We start from the raw sequence: 21,754 nt of genomic DNA, 5'->3' as shown, positions 1-21,754 counted from the left end.
CTCCAGAGGGGACGGCGGGTCAGCCGTCAGGATGCCGTACCGCGACGTCGGCGGTGGCGGCGGGGGTGTCCCGCGCACTGTGTCCCTGACCGAGCAGGATGTCGAGCGGGATCGGGCGACCCAGGTGGTAGCCCTGGCCGGAGTCGACGCCGAGCCGGCGCAGGGCAGGCACCAGTGCGGCGCGTTCGACCGACTCGGCGACCGTCCGCATCCCCAGCCCGTGCGCGGCCCGCACGACCGCGTCGATGAGGACCGGATCTGCACCGCCCTGGTCGGCCTGCCGGACGAACTCACCCGCGATCTTGACCGTGCTGAACGGTAGGTGCTTGAGGTAGGCGAACGAGCCGAACCCGGCGCCGAAGTCGTCGAGGCTCAGCCGGCAGCCGGCGTCCCGCAGGGTGCCAGCCAGGTTGCGGACCGCCGCCACGTTGGTGATCGCGGCGGTCTCGGTGACCTCCAGGCCCAGCCGGGAGGCCTCCACACCGGCGGTGCGCAGGCGTTCCACCACCCAGTCACCGAACCCCGGTGACTCCATCGACCGGGCGGAGATGTTGACGTCGAAACGCATCCCGGCCGCCGAGGCCGACGGTGCGGCCAGCGCGGCGGTGGCGGTGGCCACCACCCAGCGGTCGAGTTCGCCGATGAGGTCGTCCCGTTCCACGGTGGGCAGGAAGTCTGCCGGTGACAGTGGCGGTTGCCGGCCGTCGCGCAACCGGATGAGCAGTTCGTAGCTGGCCACCTCGCCGGTCAGCAGGTCGATGATCGGCTGGGCGTCGAGCTGCATCCGGTGCTCGTCGAGGGCGTCCCGGACCCGGGCCACCACGTTGACCCGCTGCACCGCGTGCCGGTACTGCTCGGGTAGGTACAGCCGGGCCCGGTTGCGGCCGGCGTTCTTCGCCTCGTAGAGCGCGAGGTCGGCGTGGGCGAGTACGGTGTCGCGGGTGTCGCCCGGCTCCAGCGAGGCGGCCCCGATGCTCAGGGTGACCCGCAGCCCGGCACCGGCCAACGGCACGGGCGTGCGTACCGCGACGTTGCACAGGCTCTCGGCGACGGCGAGGGCGTCGTTGGCGGTGGCCTCGGGCAGTACGACGGCGAACTCGTCGCCGCCCAGCCGGCCCAGCACCGTGTCACGAGGCACATGGCGGACCAGCAGCCGGGCCAGGACGCGCAGCACGTCGTCGCCCACGGCGTGCCCGTGCACGTCGTTGATGTCCTTGAAGTTGTCGATGTCGATCAGCAGGAGCGCGCCGGACGGCTCGCCGGCGCAGGCGAGCAGGTCGTTGAGGCGCGCGAGCAGGGCGCGCCGGTTCGGCAGGTCGGTCAGCGGGTCGCGCTCGGCCAGATGGGTCAGTTCCTCCTGGACCCGCCGCATCTCGGTGATGTCATGGGCGGTGCCGAGGACCCGGACCGGGGCGCCGGAGGTGTCGGTGAAGACCTCGCCGTAGCACTCGAAGACGCGCAGCGTCGTACGGTCCGCGAGGTACATGCGGTGGGTGTAGGAGAACGGTCCGCCGGTACGTAACGCGCTGTCGAGGGTCTGCTCGATCATGGCGACATCGTCGGGGTGCAGCAGCTGCCGGTACGACGGATAGTCCAGTTCGGTACCGGGCGGGAAGCCGAACATCTGCAACAGCACGTCGGACCAGATGACCGCGTCGGTCGACATGTCCCACTCCCACGTGCCCACCTTGGCCAGCTGCTCGATGTGGGCCAGGCGCCACCGGTAGTTGCGACCACGGTCGCGTTCCTGGCGTTCGACGCTGACGTCGCGCAGTTCGTACAGGCGCAGCGGCTGACCGTCGTGGTCGAAGCCGTGACAGCGCACCTGCAACCATCTGGTGGCGCCGTCGGCGTCCGGCCAGGGCAGGTCGACGGCGGTGCCGTCGGGCTCCACCTGGGCCAGTGGCAGCTCGTCCGGCCGGACGCCGAGCCGCTGCGCGGCACCGTTCGACCAGAGGCACCGGCCGTCGGCGGCGAGCACGGTCATGGCGGTGGGGGCGACATCGGCCGCGACTGCCGGCAGGGTCCTCACCTGGTGGCCACCCCATCCCTTCACCGATCAGGGCATCCCGCAACGGCACCGACACGGTCATCCGGCTGCGACGCGGAGTCTACCCACGGGCGCGTCGGCACCGCTCACCCTGCGCCCGGGGACCGGCGCCACCGGTGACGGGGCGACGCTCGTCCGGGCACCACCCGGCTCCGCAGCGGGCTCAGTGCCGGTCGCCCCGCGCGGCGTCGGCCAGTGCCCTCCCGCTGGTGAACTTGATGCGCGGACGGCCGTGGGGCAACCCGGCGGCGACCTCGGCGGCGTCGATTCTTCGCCAGCCGTCCAGGGTGACCAGGCTCGGGCTCCTGTCGTGGAGGAAGGTGAGCGCACTGTCCCGATCGTGGTGGCGGGGCCTCAGGGTGCCATCGGTGATGTCAGCGACGATGGCCGAGGCGGTTTCGGTGGCGCACCGCTTGTTGGTACCGATCACTCCGGATGGTCCGCGTTTGGCCCACCCGGCCACGTAGACGCGCGGGGCGACCCGCCCGCCGGTGTTGGCGACGCGTCCGTGGACGTCGTCGAACGGTACGCCGGGGATGGCGCTGCCACCGAAGCCCACGGCGTGGACGACGAAGCCGCAGTCGATCCGTTCGTGACGGGTGGTCGGGCGGGCACGTCCGTCGACGATCTCGTTGTGGACCAGATCGAGGGCTTCGACGTGGCCGTGGCCGACGACCGCGGTCGGTGACACCTGGAAGCGCAGGGTGAGCCGCCGGCCGGGCTGGGCGGGCCGCGCGGCCAGGGACCGGAGCGCGTCGAGGACGGGGCCGTCGCCGGTCAGTGACGGCGCGTCGACGGTGATGTCGACGCCGCGCAGTCGCCCGAGCTGGTGCAGTTCGGGCAGGGTGAACGACGCCTGGCCCGGGTCACGACGACCGAGTACGACGACTTCCCGGATCCGGCTCTCGGCCAGTACGGCCAGGGCCGGATTGGCGATGTCGGTGCGGCAGAGGTCCTCGGGGTCCTGGATGAGCAGCCGGGCACAGTCGATCGCCACGTTCCCGTTACCGACGACGACCGCACGGTGGGTGTCGAGTGAGATCTGTTCGGTCGAGGCGTCGGGGTGGCCGTTGTACCACCGCACGAACCTGCCGGCGGGCAGGCAGCCGGCCAGTCCGGTGCCGGGTATGTCGAGCTGCCGGTCCACGGGTGCGCCGGTGGCGTAGACGACCGCGTCGTAGCGGTCCAGCAGTTCGCGGTGGGACAGGTCGCGGCCGATCTGTACGCCACCGAGGAACCGCACGGCGGGATGGTCGACGATGCGCTCGAAGACCCGGATCACGGACTTGATCTGCGGATGGTCGGGGGCGACCCCGGAGCGGACCAGTCCCCACGGGGTGGGCAGCCGGTCCAGGAGGTCGATGTCGCAGGGCACGCCGACGGCGTCGGTCTGCGCGAGCAGGGCGCCGACGGCGTAGGCACCGGCGGGTCCGGCCCCGACGACCGCGAACCGGAAGGCGTTCACCGGGCATCTCCGGTGCATGTGGCGATGGCCCGCCAGATCGCCTCGCTGTCGCCGTCGTCGGCGAGTACCTGCCGGAGCGTGTCCGCGCCGTCGACCGACAGCGGCTCCACCAGGCTCGCGAACTTCGCGTCGAGAGTGGCCTCGTCGAGCGGGGCCTCGGTATCTCCCCGCGCGGTCAGCCTCGGTTCCGGGCGGAGTGTTCCGCCGCCGGCAAGAACGACCTCCAGGCTGGTGCCGTAGTGGTGGGGAAGGTGGGTGTCCAGTTCGGGGTCGTGGACGACGCTCACCCGCGCGGCCAGGTCCAGGATCGCGGGATCGGTGAGGCGGTGTTCGGCGATCTGTTGCGGCCCTGCGGCGCCGTCGACAGCCATGGCGCCGAGCACGAACGGATAGCTGTACTGGGCGTGTTCCAGCGACGGTGGCCGGTCGTGGGTGAGGAAGGTGGCCCCGCGGTGGGTGGCGACCCGGATCGACCGGATGTGTTCCGGTCGCAGGCCGTCCGCCCGCAGGTCGGCGAGGGCGTCGACGGCGGTGTGGGTGTACCGGCAGGCGGCGTGCGGCTTCAGGTAGGAGCGTTCGATTTCGAAGACCTGCCCCAGCGATCCGACAAAGGGGTCCCCGGACGCGTGGGCCTCCTCCAGCGGCGTCGGCGGGAAGATCGCCGGTGGTGCCGGCGCGTCGACCCCGGCGGGCAGGGACATCCACCCGTTCTCGGCCAGGCGGCAGGCCGTCAGTCCGGTCGCCGCCGACCAGCCGATCGCCTCCTTGACGCTCGGGAACTGCAACGCGGCGGTCGGGGCGTGGCTCCACGCGATCAGCATCGACCGGCGGATGGTGTCGGCGTCACCACCGCGCACCTTCGCTGCGGCCGCCGCCGCGCCGACCGCGCCGGCGGTACCCGTGCAGAACCAGCGTGCGGTCTCGTCCCGGGGCCAGAGCAGGTGCGCGACGCGCACGGCCACCTCGAATCCGGCGATCTGGGCGGTGAGCAGCGCCTCGAAGGACACCGGCCGGGTGGAGGCCGCCACCAGGACCGACGGCACGATCACGGATGACGGGTGGATGGCCCCGCCGAGGTAGTGCCCGTCGTCGAAGTCCAGGGCGCTGGCGGCGACCGAGCTGACGAACGCGGCGGCGGAGGCGGTACGGGTGGCCGCGCCCGGGCCGAGGGTCCGGAACTCCCCGAGGTCGGCGGCCATGGTCCGCTCCGCGGTCCGGGCGGCCGTGGTCGTGGCGCCGCCGAGAGCGGTGGCGATGGTGTCGCGCAGGCGTTCGCGGGCACGTCGACGGGCGCCGTCGGGAATGGAACCGGCTGTCAGGGTGGAGACATAGAGGGCGACCTCAGTACTGTTCACTGTTATGCTCCCTTTGGATCCAGGATTCAATCTGCGGCGGGATGCCGATCTAACCGAGGAGCGCCGATGCCAAGCAGGCCCTTCCAGAAACCGCCCACCCAGGTCGAGGCGGTGCTGTTGGAGCTCCGCAGAGCACTGCTGGAAGGCGACTATCCGGCGGGGGCCCGGCTCAACGTCGACGGCATCTCGAAGGTGCTCGGGGTCAGCCGCGCCCCGGTCCGGGACGCGCTGCGCATCCTCGAAGGCGAACAGCAGGTCATCTACGAGCCGCACCGTGGCTACTGCGTCCCCGAGATGAGACTCGACGACCTGTTCGACCTGTACCGCATCCGCGAGCTGCTGGAGTCGGAGGCCGCCGCGCTGGCCGTGCCGCTGCTGACCCCGGCGGACATCGCGGCGCTGCGCACCTCGGCCGAGGTCACCGCCCGGGCCCTGGCCGAGGGCAACCGGGTGACGGCCACGTACGGCAACCGGGAGCTGCACTTCAGGCTCTTCGAGGCCCCCGGACACGAACGGCTGGTGACGTCGATCCGGCAGGCGTGGAACGCCGACGCGTACCGCGCGCTCTACCTTCGCGACCTGGACAGCGCGGCGGCGAGCGCCAGCGAGCACGACGCGATCATCGACGCGGCCGAGCAGGGGGACGTCTCGCGCGTCATCGTGCTGCAGAACGCCCACCGGGACGGGGAGTTGCGGACCCTGCTGCGGATGCTCGACGACCGCTTCCCCGGGGCCCATGACGTACAGCCCACGCAGTGGCGGGCGTCGACCAGCGTCGAGGCGTTCGCGGAGACCACCTGACGTTCCACGGTCGACCCGGTGCCCGGGTGCGGCGACCATCACGCCGCACCCAGCGTCCTGACCACCCCGTCGAGCAGGTCGACGCCGACCTGCAGGGCGTCCTCGTCGATGTCGAAGGTCGGTTCGTGGTGGCCACCCGCCTGATCCGCGCCGACGACCAGGTACGTTCCGCGCCCCCCGCGCCCGCGTACCCGGTCGATCAGCCAGGACGCGTCGTCGCTGCCGTGGTCGGCGAGGGATCCGCCGACGTGACCGACGGTGGGCACCCGGGCGGCGATCGCGGCGATCCGCTCGGCCAGGTCGTCGTCACACCGCACCTGGGGGGCATGTCCGACGACCTGCTGCCCGCAGGTCACACCGTACGCGGCGGCGCTGCCCTGTAGCGCGGCGGTGACCCGGGTGACCAGCAGGTCGCAGGCGGTGGTGTCGTCGGCGCGGGCCTCCAGGGTGAGGGTCGCCGTCGACGGCACGATGTTCGACGCTCCCGGGCAGTCGAGGGCGCCGACGTTGACCCGGGTGTCGGCGGAGCCGTGCTGGCCGACGGCGTGCACGGCCAGCGCGGCGGCTGCGGCGGCGAGCAGGGCGCTGCGGCCCCGTTCCGGGGCGATCCCGGCGTGTGCGGCGGTACCGGTGAAGGTGGCCCGGAGTTTCACACTGGCCAGCCCGCCGTGGGTGCGCGGGTGGACCGTACCGGTGGGCACCCCCAGTCCGAGGTGGATGCAGATCAGGTCGTCGACGTCGTCGAGTACGCCGGAGCCGGCCATGGCACGCCCACCGCGCAGCCCTTCCTCGGCCGGCTGGAAGAGCAGCTTGACGGTGCCGGGGAAGTCCCTTCCGGCGAGGCGGGCGGCCAACTCCAGCGCGATCGCGGTGTGCCCGTCGTGGCCACAGGCATGCATGGTGCCGGGCCGGGTGGAGGCGAAGCCGAGCCGGCGCGGACGGTGGTCGTCGTCGGTGCTCTCGGTCAGGGGCAGGGCGTCGATGTCGGCGCGGACCGCGACGACCCGGCCGGGCCGCCGGCCGTGCAGGGTGGCCACCACCCCGGTCATCCCGTGCCGGGCGGCCGCCATGGTCTGCGGGTCGAGCCCCTCCGCGAGCGCCTCCTGCCAGGCGGTGTCGACGTCCTCCGGGACCCCCAGCCGCAGCTCGGGCACCATGATCTCGCGCCCCAGGGCGACGGTCCAGCCCAACCGGCGCAACCGCGTCGCGATCAGGCAGGTGGTCCGGTACTCGCAGAACCCGCGTTCGGGTGCCGCGTGCAGGGCTCGACGCAGCGCGATCCCGTCGTTCACCGCACCCAGTTCCGGTAGTCGGGTGGTGCGACCCGCTCGTAACCGGTCGCGGTGATCAGGACGGGCTCTCCGATGTAGAGGCTGGAGCCGTCGGGGCCGGGTAGACCGATGAAGTAGAAGAAGGTCATCCCGGGCACCAGTAGCCGCGGTTCGGTGACCTTGATCCGCAGGTTCTCCAGCCAGGTGGGCGGGAAACCGATGCCGGTGCCGTAACCGACGTGCCGTCCCGCCCGGGACACGCCGCGTTCGGTCAGCAACTGCTGTACCCGCCGGCTGACGTCGGCGATGGGCCGGCCCGGCACGAAGGTCTCGAAGCCCGCTTCGAGGGTCTCGACCATGGTGTCGTGGAGCCGGGCGACGGCCGGCGCCGGTGTGCCGATGGTGTAGCTGGCCGCGCCGACGGCGTGGTAGCGGGTCGCCGACGCGCCGATCTCGATGACCACCGTCTCGCCGGGACGCATCCGGCGGGCCGTCGCGGCACCGTGGGTCTGGGTCGCCGTGCGGGGGCCGGAGGCGATCGGCGGCGGGATCGCGGGCGGGTCGCCGCCCAGCCGGTAGAGCTCGTCGACGATCGCCCGGTGGACCTCGGTTTCCGGCACGCCGGGGCCGATCGCCGCCCGGGCGACCCGGAACGCCGCGTCGAGTTGGTGGGCGGCGGCACGGAACCAGGCGATCTCGTACGGGTCCTTGACGACCCGCAGGTCACCCACGACGTGGGAGGCGTCGACGAGCTCGACCACCCCGTCGAGGTGCTGGCGCAGGTCGTGGTGGTACCCGGGCAGCAGCGCGTGGCTGAACAGTTCGATGCCGACCCGCGCACCCGGTGCGGTCTGCAGGTCCCGCAGCAGCGCCCCGACGAGCTGGCCGGGTGTCTGCGGTGACTCGTCGTACCAGACGCGGACGTCCCCGACGATCCCGGTACGGCGGATCATCTGCTCGTCGGGGGCACGGCAGATCGCGGCGGGCGGAAGCGCGGCATCGGCCGGCAGGTACACGGTCTGGAATACCCAGTAGCCGATCTGGTCGTAGCCGAACAGGTAGAACAGCGAGGCCTGGTCGAACAGGAGGATGCCGGCGAGTCCCCGGTCCGCGCACTCCTGCCGGACCCGGGAGATCCGGTCGGCGTAGACGTGCCGGGGCACGGTCCGGACGGGTTCGTCGGTCACCTGACTGTCTCCTCTGCACCGGTGTGTCCGGCCCCGCCGACCGGGTCGGTCACGGTCGGGGTCCCCCCGTCCACGACCAGCCGGCCACCGAGGAACATCGAGATGGGCCCCTGTCCGTGTTCGTCGATGACGACGATGTCGGCGCGGGCACCGGGGACGAGCGTGCCGGCACCGGCCAACCCGAGCCGGCGGGCGGCGTGGCCGGCGAATACGCCGGCCAGCAGGTGCGCCGGGGCGACACGGTCGGCCAGGCACCGGCGCAGGACGTCGAGCAGCAGCACCGGCCGGTGCGGCACCAGGGTGGCCCCGTGGGGGTGCGACCCGCCGGCGTCGGAGGTCACGGTGACCTGCTGCGCCCCGGGGACCTGGTCGAGCAGTTGGGCCACCGCGCGATGCGGTGGTACCGCACCGGGGAAGTACGCCGGGGCGATGCAGGCGGTCACGTCGACGTTGACGCCCGCCTGCGCCAGTTCCGCTGCGCCGGCGAGGACCTCGGCGTTCCAGTTCACGTGGGTGACGGTGACCATCGACGCGGGCACGGTGCCGTCGGCGACAGCGGCGGCGACCAGGGCGACGCTGCGGGGGTCCGCACCCAGGTGCAGGTGCAGCACCGGCGGCTTACCGCCGGTACGGCTGCCCCGGGCCACCGCGCCGGCCAGGTGTTGCACCTGGTCGACGGTGCGGAGGGCGCCGACCTCACCGACCGCCGCCTTGACCCCGCGAACCTCGTCGAACAGGGCCAGGTCGCGGCGGATGTCACCGGTGAGCGTGCCAGGCGGGTGGCCGATCTCGCCGGTGAACAGGTACCCGTTCAGGCCCTGCATGCGCAGCGCGCGTACCCGGGTGAGCAGCGCCTCGTGGGTGCGTACCACGGTGTCGTGGCCGAGGCAGCCGACGACGGTGCCGATGCCCGCGCTGGTGTACTGCTCGAACAGGATCGGCAGGTTCTGGGTGTGCGGCCCACCGCCTCCTCCCCCGCCGGTGGGGTGCGAGTGCTGGTCGACGAGTGCGGGCAGCACGAGCCTGCCGCGTACGTCGTGTTCGGTCACCACGACGCCGGGGATGCGGACCCCGGACAGGTCCGCCGCCACGGCCACGACGTGTGCGCCGATGACGAGTACGTCCGCTGGTACGGTCCGCTCCGGGCCGGCCACCAGGCCGCCGCGCAGGACGAGGGCGGACGACGACTCAGAGCTGGGGGACATTGAGCTTCTCCATCAGTTTCTGGAACTCGACGAGCGGGACGTCCTCCGGGCGCAGGTAGAGGATCATCTGCGCCCGCAGCGGCGGCAGCAGCCACGGCTGCTGGCTCTCCACGATCTCCCGGTCCTGTTCCTTGATCCCGAGGTTGAACTCCTCCCACAGCGCGTCGTGCAAGCGATCCCGGTCGTAGGTGCGGGAGAGCTGGGTGAAGGAGACGGTCCGGTCGTGGGAGACCGGCAGATACACGTTCCAGGTGACCGACACACCGGCGTCGGAGAAGATCACGTTCTTCATCGAGTTGACCGTGGCGACGTTGAAGAACTCGACGTCGACGGTCTCGACGGCCGTACGGGTCCGTTCGCCGGTCGGCGGCACGGCATCGTCGGCGACCATCGGGGAGGTGGGCATGGTGGTCCGGTACCGCGAGGTCAGCACTCCCCCGTCGGACACCGTCACCGGCCGCTCCCCCAGCCGTTGCGGCAGTTGCGGTTGGCCGGCGATCCCCAGGACGTCCGGGTGTACCCAGGAGAAGTGGGTGTCGTCGAGGGCGGCCATCACCAGGCGGGGTACGCTCGCCCGCCACTCGGCGTGCTGCACCAGCGGGTTCTTGTGGTACGCGGGGTCGTCGAACTCCTCGTAGGGCGGCAGGTCGCCCTGCGGTTCGTCGTCCAGGCACACCCAGATCAGCCCGTACCGTTCCTGGGAGTGCAACCGCCGGACCCGCGCCTGGGCGGGGATGCGGCCCTCCCCGCGCAGGGGGATGTCCACGCACCGTCCGGTCCGGTCGTACTGCCAGCCGTGGTACCGGCAGCGCAGCAGGCGCCCGTCGACGACGTCCCCGAGGGACAGTGCCGCGCCGAGGTGCCGGCAGACGTTCGGGAAGGCTGCCACCTCACCGTCGAGCCGGGCGAGGGAGATCGATTCGTTGAGCAGGGTGACGCTGACGGGTCGGTCGGTGAGGTCCTCGGACCGCAGTACCGGGTGCCAGAACGGGCGCATGGCCGACAGGTAGCCGGCGATGGCGTCCGGTGAGGGGCTTGACATGCTCGACTCCGGTGGATGGCGACTAGACGGATGTGGTGGGGGTGTTGTCGAGGGAGCGCTGCCAGGTGGAGACGGTCCCGTCGAGGACGTCGCGCACGTCGACCTCGGCGCGGGCGGCCGACGATTCGAGCAGGGCGATCGCTGCGGCGAGTGCCTGGATCGCCTCGGGTGCGCCGGTCTCCGGCCGGCTGCCGGTCCGGACCGCCCGCGCGAAGTCGACGATCTCGTGGGCGATGCCGTAGCGGACCGGGTCCGCCACGTCGACGCCGAGGTTGGCCGGGTCCCAGGTCCCGGCCGGGAACAGGTGGTCGCGGGTGTGGTCGGCGAGGCTGTCGACCCACTGCCGTACCCGCCGGTCGAGCGGTTCGCGGTCACCGCTGTCGCTGGTGAGCCAGCCGCCCTGCCAGGCTTCCCAGCAGGTCGAGGTGATGCTGCCGGTGGCGCCGACCAGCAGCCGGTTGCCGATCACCTCGCCGTGGCCGGCCATGGTCAGGGCGACCTGGGCCCGTACCCCACCGGCGAAGGTCACCTGCCCGAAGCAGCTGTCCTCGCTGGTCACCGGGATCCGTCGTCCGTCTGCGGTCACGGCCTCCGGCTCGTAGGTGTGGACGGTGGCGCTCACCGCGGTCGCCGGGCCGAACCAGTACTGGAGCAGGTCCATCTCGTGCACGCCCATCTCCAGGGCGACCAGCGAGCCGGACATGGACCGGTCGCGGTACCAATCGCCGCCGCCCTGCGGGTGCAGCAGCGACGCCGGCAGGGACAGTTGCGAGATGGTGAAGTACGGGGCACCGACGACGCCTGCCTCGATGAAGGCCCGGACGGCACGGTTGCCGGGTACCCGGCGGAAGTTCTCGGCGACGGCGAGCACCCGGCCGGCCCGCTCGGCCGCCGCTGCCATGGACCGCGCCGAGGCGATGGTCAGGGCGATCGGTTTCTCCACCAGGACGTGGAGCCCTCGGGCGAAGGCGTCCCTGGCCAGGGGTGCGTGCAGGCCGGTGGGCACCGCGATGTCCACCGCGGTCACGTCGGCCCGGGCCGCCAGGTCGTCGATCGACGCGAATCCGGGTACGGTCTCGCCGGTCCACTGCCGGTAGGCGGCGACGGCGGCGGCCCGACGGTTGTCGTCGGCGTCGCAGACGGCGCGCAGGCGCACGTCCCGGTTACCGGCCGCCCGCAGTGCGGCGTACGCCCGCAGGTGGCGCAGGCCTATGCCGCCACAGCCGACGAGGGCGATTCCCACGGGGTCCATCAGTGTCCCGCCTTCCGGTCGACCGGGGCGTCCCGGCCCGGTGTCGGCGCGGCCTGGCCGCTCAGGTAGGTGGCCTCGACCTGGGGATCTGCGGCGAGTTGCGCGCCGGTGCCGCTGAGCACGATGCGTCCGAGTTCCAGCACGTGGGCCCGGTCGGCGATGCGCAGCGCCGCCCGGATGTTCTGTTCGACCAGTAGGACCGCCGTGCCGTCCCGGGCCAGGCGGGCGGCGGTGGAGAGAATCTCGTGGGAGATGCGCGGCGACAGCCCGAGTGACGGTTCGTCGAGGGCGAGCACCGTCGGCCGGGTGATCAGCGCCCGTCCGACGGCGAGCATCTGCTGCTCCCCACCGGACAGGGTGCCGGCGAGCTGGTGGGCGCGCTGTCCCAGGATCGGGAAGAGGCCGTACACCTCGTCGATGCGGGACCTGATCTCGGCGGGTCGTTTCCGCATCGAGTAGCCGCCGAGGCGGAGGTTCTCGGCGACGCTCATCGAGCCGAAGACCCGCCGGCCCTCGGGGACGTGCCGCAGGCCGAGGCCGACGATCTGGTGTGCCGCCAGGCCGGCCAGGTCGTGGGTACCCAGCCGGATGCTGCCCCGCATCGGTCTGATCAGCCCGGAGACGGCCCGCATGATCGTGGTCTTTCCGGCGCCGTTGGGCCCGAGCAGCGCCACCACCTCGCCCTGCCGCAGGTCGAAGGTGACGCCGTGCACCACCTCAAGGTCGTTGTAGCCCAGGTGCAGTCCCTCAGCGGACAGGATCGTCATCTGTCGACTCCTCGTCGTCTGTGCGGTGCCCGAGGTATGCCTCGATCACCTCCGGGAGGGCGAGGACCTGTTCCGGTGTGCCGGTGGCGAGCACCCGCCCCTGGTCGAGTACGACCACCTCGTCGGCGGCGGCGGTGACCAGTGGCATGTCGTGTTCGATCAGCAGCACGGCGACGCCGCTGGCGGCCACGGCCCGCAGCAGCCGGGTCAGTTCCGCCTTCTCGGCCGGGTTCATGCCCGCAGCCGGTTCGTCGAGGATCAGCAACCGGGGCTCCATGATCATCGCGCGGGCGAACTCGACGCGGCGCCGGTCCGCATAGGACAGCTCGCTGGCCTGGCGGGCTGCGGCGTCGGCGAGTCCCACCTGGTCGAGCTGGTGCCAGGCCCGGGCGGAGGAGACGAAGTCGCGTCTGCGTACCCGCCCCGGCGCGAACAGCGCGTCCCGTAGCCCGAGGCCGGAGGTGGCGTACGCGGCGACGGTGACGTTGTCGAGTACGGTCATCTGGTCGATCAGCCGGGTCGACTGGAAGCTGCGGCTGACGCCCAGTCGGGCGATGCGGTGCGGCGCGAGCCGGGTGATGTTCCGGCCGCCGAGGACGACCTCACCCGAGGTGCAGCGGTGCACGCCGGTGATGGCGTTGACGAGGGTCGACTTTCCGGCACCGTTCGGGCCGATGATGCCGATGACCTGTCCGGCGGCGACGGTGAGGTCGACGCTGTCGAGCGCGACGAGACCGGCGAACCGCTTGCTGACCGCGCGGACCTGGAGCAGCGGCGTCCCGGCGGGGCCGTCGGCCGGGTCGGGCCGCAGGCCGGTGGCCCGAGGCGGCGTGGCCACCGCCGTCCCGGCGGCGGCCGGTGGTGCGGTCGCGGCCGGGACGACGGTACGCGGCGGCGGGGTCGCGGCCAGCGCGGCGGCGGGCGGGATCGTGGTCCGCTCCGGGACCAGCCCCCGGGGGCGCAGCTCGATGAGCACGATGACGGCGATGGAGAACACCAGCAGGCGGTAGTCCTGGATCGACCGCAGGATCTCCGGCAGGGCGACGAAGACCAGCGACGCGCCCAGCACACCAACGGTACTGCCGAGCCCGCCGAGGACGACGACCATGATGAGCTGCACGGAGAGCATCAGCTCGAAGTTGGTCGGGTCGATCGCCACCGACCGGGCGGCGAAGATCGCCCCGGCGAGGGCACCGACGGCGCCACCGGCGACGTACGCGCCGATCTTGAGGCGCAGGGTGGGTAGGCCGACCGACTCGGTGACGAAGTCGTCGTCCCGGATCGCCCGCCAGGCACGGCCGATGTGGGACCGGCCGAGCCGGTTGACCACGACGACCGCGACGGCCAGCAGGACGAAGGCGAGCAGTGCCTGACGGATGGGGCTGTGGAACTCGAACCCGAACAGTTCCGGGATCGGCAGCGGGTACAGGCCACGGCTGGCCCCGACGTAGTCCCAGTTGTTGGCGACGGTGCGGACCAGTTCGCCGAAGCCGATCGTGACGATGGCCAGGTAGTCGGGGCGTAGCCGAAGGGTGGGATAGCCGATGATCACGCCGGCCAGGCCGGTGACCGCGATGGCGATGGGGATCGAGAGGAAGAAGTCCAGGCCGAGGTGCACCCCGCAGATCGCCGAGGTGTACGCCCCGATGGCGAAGAACGCGGCGTAGCCCATGTCGAGCAGACCGGTGTAGCCCATGACCACGTTCAGTCCGAGACCGAGGACGGCGTAGGTGGCCACGCCGATCGCGACCGTGGTCACGTAGTCCGAGCCGTAGGCGTTCAGCAGGGCGACGCCGGCCACCGCCAGGGCGAGGATGGCGGGGACGGAGGTCGGCCAGGTGTCGGCGATGTGCTGCCGCGACCGGGCCAGGGACATGGTCTTCATCAGGCCCGCACCGCCACTCGCTCGCCGAGGATGCCCTGGGGCCGGATGTAGAGCACGAGGATGAGCGCCCCGAAGATGAAGGCGTCCGACCAGGCGCCGGCCAGGTAGCCCTGGACGACGGCTTCGAGGACACCGATGACCAGTCCGCCAAGGACCGCGCCGCCGATGTTGCCGATGCCGCCGACCACCGCAGCGGTGAACGCCTTGAGTCCCAGGGCGAACCCCATGTCGAAGGAGATCCGCCCGTAGTACACGCCGGAGAGCACCCCGGTCACCGCGGCGAGCGCGGCCCCGATCACGAACGCCGCGGCGATCAGCACGTTCACGTTGATCCCCATGAGCCGGGCGGCGTCGTGGTCGATGGCCAGGGCGCGCATGGCCGCGCCGGTCATGGTCCGCTGGGCGAACCAGATCATCCCCGCCATCAGCACACCGGCCAGCCCGATGACGACGAGGTCCATGCCGGCGAAGGTGACACCGGCGACGGTGATCGTCTCGGTGGCCAGGGCGTAGTTCGGGTACGACTGTTCCCGGGCCCCGAAGACCAGCTTGACGATCTCCTCCAGGGCGAACGCCACGCTCAGCGTCACCAGCAGGAACCCGAGGGTGGACCGGCCGATGAGCCGCGCATAGAGGAAGCGGAGCAGGGTCAGGGACAGCAGGGCGGTACCGACGATGGAAACACCCGCGGCAACGATGATCCCCGGCAGTGCCGGCATGTCCCGGATCCACGCCTGTTGCAGCATCACCCAGCCGATGAAGGAGGCCACCATGACGAGGTCGCCGTGGGCGAAGTTGATCAGGCGCACGATCCCGTAGACCATCGTGTAGCCCAGCGCGACGAGCGCGTAGAACGAGCCAACAGTGAATCCGATGATCAGTACTTGCGCAAGTGTTTCCATCGATTCGGCTCCGCCTTTTCGATTACTGTCCGGCCGGGGCCCATCCGCCGTCAGGCGCGAATTGGAACACCGGGATGAACGTGCCGTCAGCGTTGGCCCGGACCGCGAGGAACGGGAACGCCTTGCGGTCGCCCCGGTCGTCGAACGAGATCTGTCCGGTGATCCCCTCGAAGGACAGGGCCCGCAGCCGCTTGTTGAGCGCCTCGGCGCCGAGCGAGTCGGGGTCCTCCCGGAGTGCGGCGACCAGTCCTTCGGTCGCGTCGTGCTGGAACACGTCGTACTGGGCGGGGTCGGCGTTGTACTGCTTGCGGTAGGCCTCCCGGAACGCGGTGGCCTTCGGGTTGTTCAGCAGCGAGGCGGTGGGATAGGTGACGATGCTGAACCGGGGATCCTGGCTGGCCTGCGGGGACGCCTTGATCACGCTGAGGTCGATCGAGGAGGCCCCACCGACCAGCTGGTAGGGCAGGTTGAGCGACTTCCACTGCTTGGCCAGGATGCCGAACTCGGGGTAGAAGCCGGTGTAGAGCAGGGTGTCCGCTCCGGTGGTACGGACCCGTTCCAGGGCGGCCCGGTAGTCGTTCTGGCCCGGCTGGATGGAGTCGTTGTAGACGATCGCTGCGGTGCCGGCCTCCTTGACACGTTGTTCGACGTTCTTGGCGACCGACCGGGAGAACTCGGTGTTGTCGTTCATGATCGCGAGCTTGCTGCTCTTGAGCTGTTCGAGCAGGTACTTGGCCGCGACGGGGGCCTCCTGGTCGTCGCGGCCGATGTACCGGGTGATGCCCGGGTACCCGGCGTCGGTGACCTTCGGGTTGCTGGAGACGGCGACCACGAACGGCAGGTCCTGGTTGCGGTGGAACAGCTCGATCGCGGGCAGCGTGGCCGATGAGCAGAATCCGCCGACCACCGCGACGACCTTGTCGGTGATGAGTTTCTGGGCCGCCTGGGTGCCCGCCTGCGCCTCGCAGGCGTCGTCGGCGACGACCAGTTCGATCCGGCGGCCGTCGATGCCGCCGTCGGCGTTGACCTTGTCGATCACGAGCCGGGAGGCTCGGACCATCCCCTCGCCGTCGGCGGACTGGCTGCCGCTGGTGGGTGCGAGGATGCCGATCTTGATGACGCCGTCACCGTCGTTGCCGGCCTCGGCGCCCTGGCAGGCGGCGAGGGCGAGCAGCGGCAGGGCGGCGGTGGCGACGACGACGCGGCGGCCGAGGCCGGCGCCCGTCGATCGCAGTCCGTTGAACATGGTGTGGTCTCCTCAGTTCGCGCGTCGATAAGCACGTACGAGCCCGGTGTCACCGCGGACCGGCCCGATCGCGGCGGCCTCCCCTGGTGAACCGAGCGGCCGGTCCCTGCCCGGCAGCACTTCCTCGAAGAACCGGCGGTTGTCGAAGGCAAATTCGGCCTCGGGCCCGGACACGTCCTCCAGACGTACGACCGCGCCCGTGGGGCATTCCGTCATGCATGCACCGCAGTCGATGCATTCGGTGGGTTGGATGTAGAGCTTCCGTTCGCCCTCGTAGATGCAGTCGACCGGGCACACCGCGACGCAGGAACGATCACGTACGTCGATGCAGGGGGTACCGATGGCAAATGTCAACGCACTCACCTTCCCGGCTTGTCCGCAGCCCCGGCGCGATCCGGGCTGATTGGAGATTGGATCCAAGATGCATGAGCCAGGAGGGGGTGTCAACACCTCATCAGGCGGAGTCCCACCAGGTAAGCGCCGGTTTAACCGCTCCGAAACACCGGATCCGCTGGTTTCTCCGCTCGGACGGGATGGGCCGGCCACACCGGCACGGCACCCACCGCGACCGGTTAGCGCACCGCCGCCTGACGGCCGTAGCGCCGTACACAGAAGTCGGCCAGCCGATCGGCGATGGACCGGATCACCGCCTCGGCGTGGTGCCCACGCGGCCAGGCGGCGAACAGCCGGATGCTCAGCCGGGTACGTCCCACCGCGATCGCGACCGGATGCAACCCGAAGCGGGCGTCGTCGGAGACCACCGCGACACCCCGCCCGGCCGCCGCCACCGCCTGGGCGACCTCCGGCGTACCGAACTCCGTCACCGTGCCGTAGCCGAGCCCGGCGCCCGCGACCGCGTGGTCCAGGGCCCGCCGCGCGTGCTGGTCCACCGTCAGCAGGAGCAGATGCTCGTCGACCACCTCGGCGACCTGGACACTCCTCCGACCGTGCCACCGGTGTGCGGCACCCACGTACGCCCAGACCGGCAGGACCGCGATGGGCATGCCCGCCAGGTGGGCCGGCGGGGGCTCGGTACCGATCGCCAGGTCCGCGCCGCGCTGGAGCGCACCGTAGATCGCCGACGGGGACTCCTCCCACACACCCGGCATCGGGTCACCGGCACCCCAGGTCGCCAGGAACGGCGCGATGACATCCGTCAACGTGGTACCCGGGCAGCTGATCGTGATGCTCGCCAGGGCGCCGGACCGGATCGCCGCCGCCGCCCGGACCGCCAGGTCAGCGCGGGCGACGACATCACGGGCGATCGGCAGGAACTCCATCCCCGCCGCGTTCAGCGCCAGCCGGCCGTCCTGCCGGTCGAACAACCGCACGCCCAGGCTCTTCTCCAGGGCATGCAACTGACGCGACAGTGACGGTTGACTGACGTGCACCAGCCGGGACGCGGCCGACACAGAGCCGGCGTCGGCCACCGCCAGCAGGTACCTGAGCGTACGTAGCTCCACCGCCCACCCCCTCACCCATGCCTGACAGGCATGGAATCTAGTCGGAACAGGTATTCGACAGCATGGCCAGGGGCTAGCCAGGATGGGCGCATGACGGCTGTCCCGCAGCAGCGGCTCCTCCGCACCGAAATCCCCGGGCCCCAGTCGGTCGCCCGGCACCGTCGCAAGACCACGGCTGTCTCCGCCGGTGTCGGCGTCGGGCTACCGGTCTACATCACCCGCGCCGGCGGCGGCATCCTGGTCGACGTAGACGGCAACCACCTCATCGACTTCGGTTCCGGAATCGCGGTGACCACGGTGGGGAACGCGGCACCCCGGGTGGTGTCCGCGGTGACCCGCCAGGTCGCCGACTTCACGCACACCTGCTTCATGGTCACCCCGTACGACGGGTACGTCGAGGTCTGCGAGAAGCTCAACGCACTGACCCCCGGCGACCACGAGAAGCGCTCGGCGCTGTTCAACTCCGGGGCGGAGGCCGTCGAGAACGCGGTCAAGATCGCCCGGCACGCCACCGGCCGCCCGGCAGTGATCACCTTCGACCACGCCTACCACGGCCGGACCAACCTCACCATGGCGCTCACCGCCAAGGCCAGGCCCTACAAGGACGGCTTCGGCCCCTTCGCCGGTGAGATCTACCGCGCCCCGATGGCCTACCCGCTGCGCTGGCCCGGCGGATCGGAGGCATGTGCACAGCAGGCGTTCGACGCGTTCGTCGACACCGTGCACACCCAGGTCGGCGAGGCCCGCACGGCGGCGGTGGTCATCGAACCCATCCAGGGGGAGGGCGGCTTCATCGTGCCCCCACCGGGCTGGCTCCGACGCGTCGCGGACTGGTGCCGACAACACGGCATCCTGCTGATCGCCGACGAGATCCAGACCGGGTTCTGCCGCACCGGTGACTGGTTCGCCGCCGAACACGAACAGGTGGTACCCGATCTCGTCACCACCGCCAAGGGGATCGCCGGTGGCCTGCCGCTCGCGGCGGTGACCGGTCGCGCGGACCTCATGGACGCCGTCGGCACAGGTGGCCTCGGCGGCACCTACGGCGGTAACCCGGTCTCCTGCGCGGCGGCGCTCGCCGCGATCGAGATCATGATCGAGGAGAACCTCTGCGGTCGGGCCCGCGAGATCGAACGGCTGTTCCTCGCCCGACTCCACGACCTGGCCAGCAGGTACGACGTCATCGGTGACGTCCGCGGACGCGGCGCGATGCTCGCGGTCGAACTGGTCACCGGCGCGGGTGACCTCACCCCGAACCCCGCCCTGACCGCCGCGGTCAACGCCCGCTGCCATCGCGCAGGTCTGGTCACCCTCACCTGCGGCACCTACGGCAACGTCTTCCGGTTCCTGCCGCCGCTGACCGCACCGGATGCTCTCCTGACCGAGGGACTCGACATCTTCGAGTCCGCGCTCGACGCGGCACGGGCCGACCACTGACCATCGATCACGTCGAACCACGCCGGATGGAGCGAGCCGACATGCCCCTCATCGAGCAGACGGTCCTGGACCGGGTACCGGACGGACTGTTCATCGCCGGCCGGTGGCGGGCACCCACCGACGGACGGTCCTTCGACGTCGAGGACCCTGCCACCGGCCGGATCCTGCGCCGGGTCGCGGACGGCACCGCAGCCGACGGCCTCGCGGCGCTCGACGCCGCAGCCGGGGCGCAGGCGGCGTGGGCCGCGACCGCTCCCCGGCTGCGCGCCGAGATCCTGCGTACGGCATACGAACTGCTCACCGCCCGCGCCGAGCAGTTCGCGCTGCTGATGACGGTGGAGATGGGCAAACCGCTGGCGCAGGCCAGGGCGGAGGTCGCGTACGCAGCCGAGTTCCTCCGCTGGTTCTCCGAGGAGGCGCCCCGCATCGCCGGCCGGTGGGCGACCTCTCCCGACGGGGCCACCCGGCTGATGACGACGAAACAGCCGGTCGGCCCCACCCTGATGATCACCCCGTGGAACTTTCCCCTCGCCATGGGCACCCGCAAGATCGGGCCGGCGGTCGCCGCGGGGTGCACGATGGTGGTGAAACCGGCGGAGCAGACGCCGTTGACCATGGTGGCGTTGGTCGACCTGCTGGCCGAGGCGGGTGTGCCGCCGGGCGTCGTCAACATGGTCACCACGACGCGCCCCGGCGAGGTGACGGCACCGTTGCTCCGCGATCCACGACTGCGCAAGATCACGTTCACCGGGTCCAGTTCCGTCGGCCGGCACCTGGTCCGGCAGTCGGCCGACCAGCTCGTGCGGGTCTCCCTGGAGTTGGGCGGCAACGCACCGTACCTGGTGTTCGCCGACGCGGACCTCGACCGGGCGGTCGACGGCGCGATGCAGGCCAAGATGCGCAACATGGGCGAGGCCTGCACGGCGGCGAACCGGTTCCTGGTACACGAATCGGTGGCGGACGAGTTCGCGCAGCGGTTCGCCGCCCGGATGGCCGCCGAGGTGGTGGGCCGGGGCACGGAGCAGGGTGTGACCGTGGGGCCGCTGATCGACGCCGCAGCCCGGCAGAAGGTGGCCGCGCTGGTGGCGCAGGCCACCGACCGTGGCGCGACCGTGGTGACCGGCGGATCGCCGGTCGGCGACGTGGGCTACTTCTTCCAACCGACGGTGCTCACCGACGTACCGGCCGACGCGGACCTGATGGTCGAGGAGATCTTCGGCCCGGTCGCACCGATCACCACGTTCGCCAGCGAGGACGAAGCCCTGCACCGTGCGAACGACACCGCGTACGGCCTGGCCGCCTACGTCTTCACCCGCGACCTGTCCCGGGCCATCCGGGTCAGCGAACGGCTGGACGTCGGCATGGTCGGCATCAACCAGGGCGTCGTCTCCAACCCGGCGGCGCCGTTCGGCGGGGTGAAGCAGTCCGGGTACGGCCGGGAAGGCGGCCCGGAAGGCATCGAGGAGTACCTTGCCGTCAGGTACGTCGGCATCGCGCCGTGACCGTCCGCGCCAGCCGGGCCGGCCGCCGGGGTGCTGGTGGGGTCGGACCACGGCGGCGCCGGATACGGGAGCACCTGGCGCCTCGGCCCGCAATTGTGTTGCGGGTGGATACGGCCCCGTGACTAGCTAGGCGGATGGTGACCTCGCCGGAGACCGAGAGCAGCGTCGAGTCGTACTTCGTCTGCGGCACGCCCCGCACCGGCAGCTCCCTGCTGCTCGGACTCCTTGAGTCGACGGGGATCGCCGGGCGTCCGCAGGCCTACTTCCGCGCACCCGACGAGCAGCTCTGGGTCGAGCGCTGGGGCATCGCCCGCACCGACTCGGGCGGCTTCGACTACGCGGACTACCTACGGGCAGCGCTGGCTGCCGGCCGCGGTGACAACGGCGTGTTCGGGGCCAAGCTCATGTGGGGGACGCTCGGCGAGGTGGTCGACAAGCTGGGCGTGGTCCACCCTGACCTGGCCGGGGACGACGTCGCACTGTTGCACCGGGCATTCGGTCGCGCGCGCTTCATATTCGTGCGACGCGACGATGTGGTGGCGCAGGCGGTGTCGTGGCTACGCGCCGAACAGACCGGTACCTGGTACCTCGGCGGCAACGGCGAGATCAGCGGTGGCAGCGGCACCGGGCGGCCACCCACCTTCGATGCCGAAGCGGTCCACCACTTCGTCGAGGTGATCCACGAACACAACGCGGCATGGGAGTCGTGGTTCTCCTCGGTCGGCGTCCAGCCGCACGTGCTGCGTTACGAGGAGCTCGACGGGAACATGGAAGCTGCCGTCGTCGGCATTCTCGCGTTCCTCGGGCTGGCCCTGCCGGCCGGACGGGTCGTCACACCGCAGCACCGGCGTCAGGCCGACGATCTCAACCACCGGTGGATCGAGCGGTACCGGGCGTGGTCCGCAGAGCGCTGACCCGCCTGGT

General features: G+C 71.3%; 18 protein-coding genes. 4 read left to right on the top strand and 14 right to left on the bottom strand.

Annotation, left to right across the window (positions count from 1 at the left end; genetic code table 11):
* Positions 1 to 19 precede the first annotated feature (19 nt).
* The 3 genes from V6U90_RS12995 to V6U90_RS12985 all read right to left on the bottom strand — a co-directional run bounded on the left by V6U90_RS12995 (position 20) and on the right by V6U90_RS12985 (position 4,870).
* Complete coding sequence (locus V6U90_RS12995; RefSeq protein ID WP_334434983.1) at positions 20 to 2,032, bottom strand: putative bifunctional diguanylate cyclase/phosphodiesterase; 2,013 nt, start codon at positions 2,030 to 2,032, stop codon at positions 20 to 22.
* 181 nt (positions 2,033 to 2,213) lie between these two features.
* Positions 2,214 to 3,515, bottom strand: coding sequence for an FAD-dependent oxidoreductase (locus tag V6U90_RS12990; protein WP_334434981.1), 1,302 nt, complete (start codon positions 3,513 to 3,515; stop codon positions 2,214 to 2,216).
* Positions 3,512 to 4,870 (bottom strand): MmgE/PrpD family protein, encoded by a 1,359-nt coding sequence (locus tag V6U90_RS12985; RefSeq protein ID WP_334434979.1) that lies wholly within the window; start codon positions 4,868 to 4,870, stop codon positions 3,512 to 3,514. Before V6U90_RS12985 ends, V6U90_RS12990 begins: the two co-directional genes overlap by 4 nt.
* 66 nt (positions 4,871 to 4,936) lie before the next feature.
* Between V6U90_RS12985 and V6U90_RS12980 the strand changes: the two genes are divergently transcribed.
* Positions 4,937 to 5,671, top strand: coding sequence for a GntR family transcriptional regulator (locus V6U90_RS12980; protein ID WP_334434977.1), 735 nt, complete (start codon positions 4,937 to 4,939; stop codon positions 5,669 to 5,671).
* 38 nt (positions 5,672 to 5,709) lie between these two features.
* On the opposite strand, the gene V6U90_RS12975 is transcribed toward V6U90_RS12980, so the two are convergent.
* From V6U90_RS12975 to V6U90_RS12925, 11 genes are all read right to left on the bottom strand, one after another.
* Positions 5,710 to 6,963 carry an amidohydrolase gene (locus tag V6U90_RS12975; RefSeq protein WP_334434975.1) on the bottom strand — a complete coding sequence of 418 codons (1,254 nt, stop codon included), beginning with the start codon at positions 6,961 to 6,963 and terminating at the stop codon, positions 5,710 to 5,712.
* The gene (locus tag V6U90_RS12970) at positions 6,960 to 8,129 is read right to left on the bottom strand and encodes a Xaa-Pro peptidase family protein (protein ID WP_334434972.1); all 1,170 of its coding nucleotides are present in this window, start codon (positions 8,127 to 8,129) and stop codon (positions 6,960 to 6,962) included. The genes V6U90_RS12975 and V6U90_RS12970 overlap by 4 nt, the downstream gene beginning before the upstream one ends.
* Entirely contained in the window at positions 8,126 to 9,334 is a 1,209-nt protein-coding gene (locus V6U90_RS12965; RefSeq protein WP_334434970.1) for a hypothetical protein, read from the bottom strand. The genes V6U90_RS12970 and V6U90_RS12965 overlap by 4 nt, the downstream gene beginning before the upstream one ends.
* Positions 9,318 to 10,376 (bottom strand): aromatic ring-hydroxylating dioxygenase subunit alpha, encoded by a 1,059-nt coding sequence (locus V6U90_RS12960; RefSeq protein WP_334434968.1) that lies wholly within the window; start codon positions 10,374 to 10,376, stop codon positions 9,318 to 9,320. Before V6U90_RS12960 ends, V6U90_RS12965 begins: the two co-directional genes overlap by 17 nt.
* 22 nt (positions 10,377 to 10,398) lie before the next feature.
* Complete coding sequence (locus V6U90_RS12955; protein WP_334434966.1) at positions 10,399 to 11,628, bottom strand: Gfo/Idh/MocA family protein; 1,230 nt, start codon at positions 11,626 to 11,628, stop codon at positions 10,399 to 10,401.
* Positions 11,628 to 12,395, bottom strand: coding sequence for an ABC transporter ATP-binding protein (locus V6U90_RS12950; RefSeq protein WP_334434964.1), 768 nt, complete (start codon positions 12,393 to 12,395; stop codon positions 11,628 to 11,630). Before V6U90_RS12950 ends, V6U90_RS12955 begins: the two co-directional genes overlap by 1 nt.
* Complete coding sequence (locus tag V6U90_RS12945) at positions 12,376 to 14,280, bottom strand: branched-chain amino acid ABC transporter ATP-binding protein/permease (RefSeq protein WP_334434962.1); 1,905 nt, start codon at positions 14,278 to 14,280, stop codon at positions 12,376 to 12,378. The genes V6U90_RS12950 and V6U90_RS12945 overlap by 20 nt, the downstream gene beginning before the upstream one ends.
* The gene (locus tag V6U90_RS12940; RefSeq protein ID WP_334434959.1) at positions 14,280 to 15,182 is read right to left on the bottom strand and encodes a branched-chain amino acid ABC transporter permease; all 903 of its coding nucleotides are present in this window, start codon (positions 15,180 to 15,182) and stop codon (positions 14,280 to 14,282) included. Before V6U90_RS12940 ends, V6U90_RS12945 begins: the two co-directional genes overlap by 1 nt.
* 22 nt (positions 15,183 to 15,204) lie before the next feature.
* Positions 15,205 to 16,428, bottom strand: a complete 1,224-nt coding sequence (locus tag V6U90_RS12935; protein ID WP_334434957.1) for a branched-chain amino acid ABC transporter substrate-binding protein — start codon at positions 16,426 to 16,428, stop codon at positions 15,205 to 15,207.
* A 12-nt stretch (positions 16,429 to 16,440) separates the two neighbouring features.
* Positions 16,441 to 16,782: an indolepyruvate ferredoxin oxidoreductase subunit alpha gene (locus V6U90_RS12930; RefSeq protein WP_334434954.1), complete on the bottom strand. Its 342-nt coding sequence runs from the start codon at positions 16,780 to 16,782 to the stop codon at positions 16,441 to 16,443.
* Between the two features lie 218 nt (positions 16,783 to 17,000).
* Positions 17,001 to 17,891 (bottom strand): LysR family transcriptional regulator, encoded by an 891-nt coding sequence (locus V6U90_RS12925; protein ID WP_334434952.1) that lies wholly within the window; start codon positions 17,889 to 17,891, stop codon positions 17,001 to 17,003.
* Between the two features lie 90 nt (positions 17,892 to 17,981).
* Here V6U90_RS12925 and gabT point away from each other — a divergent pair, with 90 nt between their 5' ends.
* From gabT to V6U90_RS12910, 3 genes are all read left to right on the top strand, one after another.
* Complete coding sequence (gene gabT / locus V6U90_RS12920) at positions 17,982 to 19,328, top strand: 4-aminobutyrate--2-oxoglutarate transaminase (protein ID WP_334434951.1); 1,347 nt, start codon at positions 17,982 to 17,984, stop codon at positions 19,326 to 19,328.
* A gap of 41 nt (positions 19,329 to 19,369) precedes the next feature.
* Positions 19,370 to 20,830 carry an NAD-dependent succinate-semialdehyde dehydrogenase gene (locus V6U90_RS12915; protein WP_334434949.1) on the top strand — a complete coding sequence of 487 codons (1,461 nt, stop codon included), beginning with the start codon at positions 19,370 to 19,372 and terminating at the stop codon, positions 20,828 to 20,830.
* Between the two features lie 134 nt (positions 20,831 to 20,964).
* Positions 20,965 to 21,744 (top strand): Stf0 family sulfotransferase, encoded by a 780-nt coding sequence (locus V6U90_RS12910; RefSeq protein WP_334434947.1) that lies wholly within the window; start codon positions 20,965 to 20,967, stop codon positions 21,742 to 21,744.
* Positions 21,745 to 21,754 lie beyond the last annotated feature (10 nt).

This window comes from Micromonospora sp. CPCC 206060, assembly GCF_036906895.1.
GTDB lineage: Bacteria > Actinomycetota > Actinomycetes > Mycobacteriales > Micromonosporaceae > Micromonospora.
The sequence above is the reverse complement of the archived record's forward strand: the minus strand, read 5'-3'. Positions and strand labels throughout refer to the sequence as shown.

Excerpts from the sequence above, each read along its gene's own strand:
- V6U90_RS12945 (WP_334434962.1), bottom strand. The coding sequence starts at position 14,280 with ATGAAGACCATGTCCCTGGCCCGGTCGCGGCAGCACATCGCCGACACC.
- V6U90_RS12980 (WP_334434977.1), top strand. The coding sequence starts at position 4,937 with ATGCCAAGCAGGCCCTTCCAGAAACCGCCCACCCAGGTCGAGGCGGTG.
- V6U90_RS12935 (WP_334434957.1), bottom strand. The coding sequence starts at position 16,428 with ATGTTCAACGGACTGCGATCGACGGGCGCCGGCCTCGGCCGCCGCGTC.
- V6U90_RS12960 (WP_334434968.1), bottom strand. The coding sequence starts at position 10,376 with ATGTCAAGCCCCTCACCGGACGCCATCGCCGGCTACCTGTCGGCCATG.
- V6U90_RS12940 (WP_334434959.1), bottom strand. The coding sequence starts at position 15,182 with ATGGAAACACTTGCGCAAGTACTGATCATCGGATTCACTGTTGGCTCG.
- V6U90_RS12950 (WP_334434964.1), bottom strand. The coding sequence starts at position 12,395 with ATGACGATCCTGTCCGCTGAGGGACTGCACCTGGGCTACAACGACCTT.
- V6U90_RS12910 (WP_334434947.1), top strand. The coding sequence starts at position 20,965 with ATGGTGACCTCGCCGGAGACCGAGAGCAGCGTCGAGTCGTACTTCGTC.
- V6U90_RS12915 (WP_334434949.1), top strand. The coding sequence starts at position 19,370 with ATGCCCCTCATCGAGCAGACGGTCCTGGACCGGGTACCGGACGGACTG.
- gabT (WP_334434951.1), top strand. The coding sequence starts at position 17,982 with ATGACGGCTGTCCCGCAGCAGCGGCTCCTCCGCACCGAAATCCCCGGG.
- V6U90_RS12955 (WP_334434966.1), bottom strand. The coding sequence starts at position 11,628 with ATGGACCCCGTGGGAATCGCCCTCGTCGGCTGTGGCGGCATAGGCCTG.
- V6U90_RS12965 (WP_334434970.1), bottom strand. The coding sequence starts at position 9,334 with ATGTCCCCCAGCTCTGAGTCGTCGTCCGCCCTCGTCCTGCGCGGCGGC.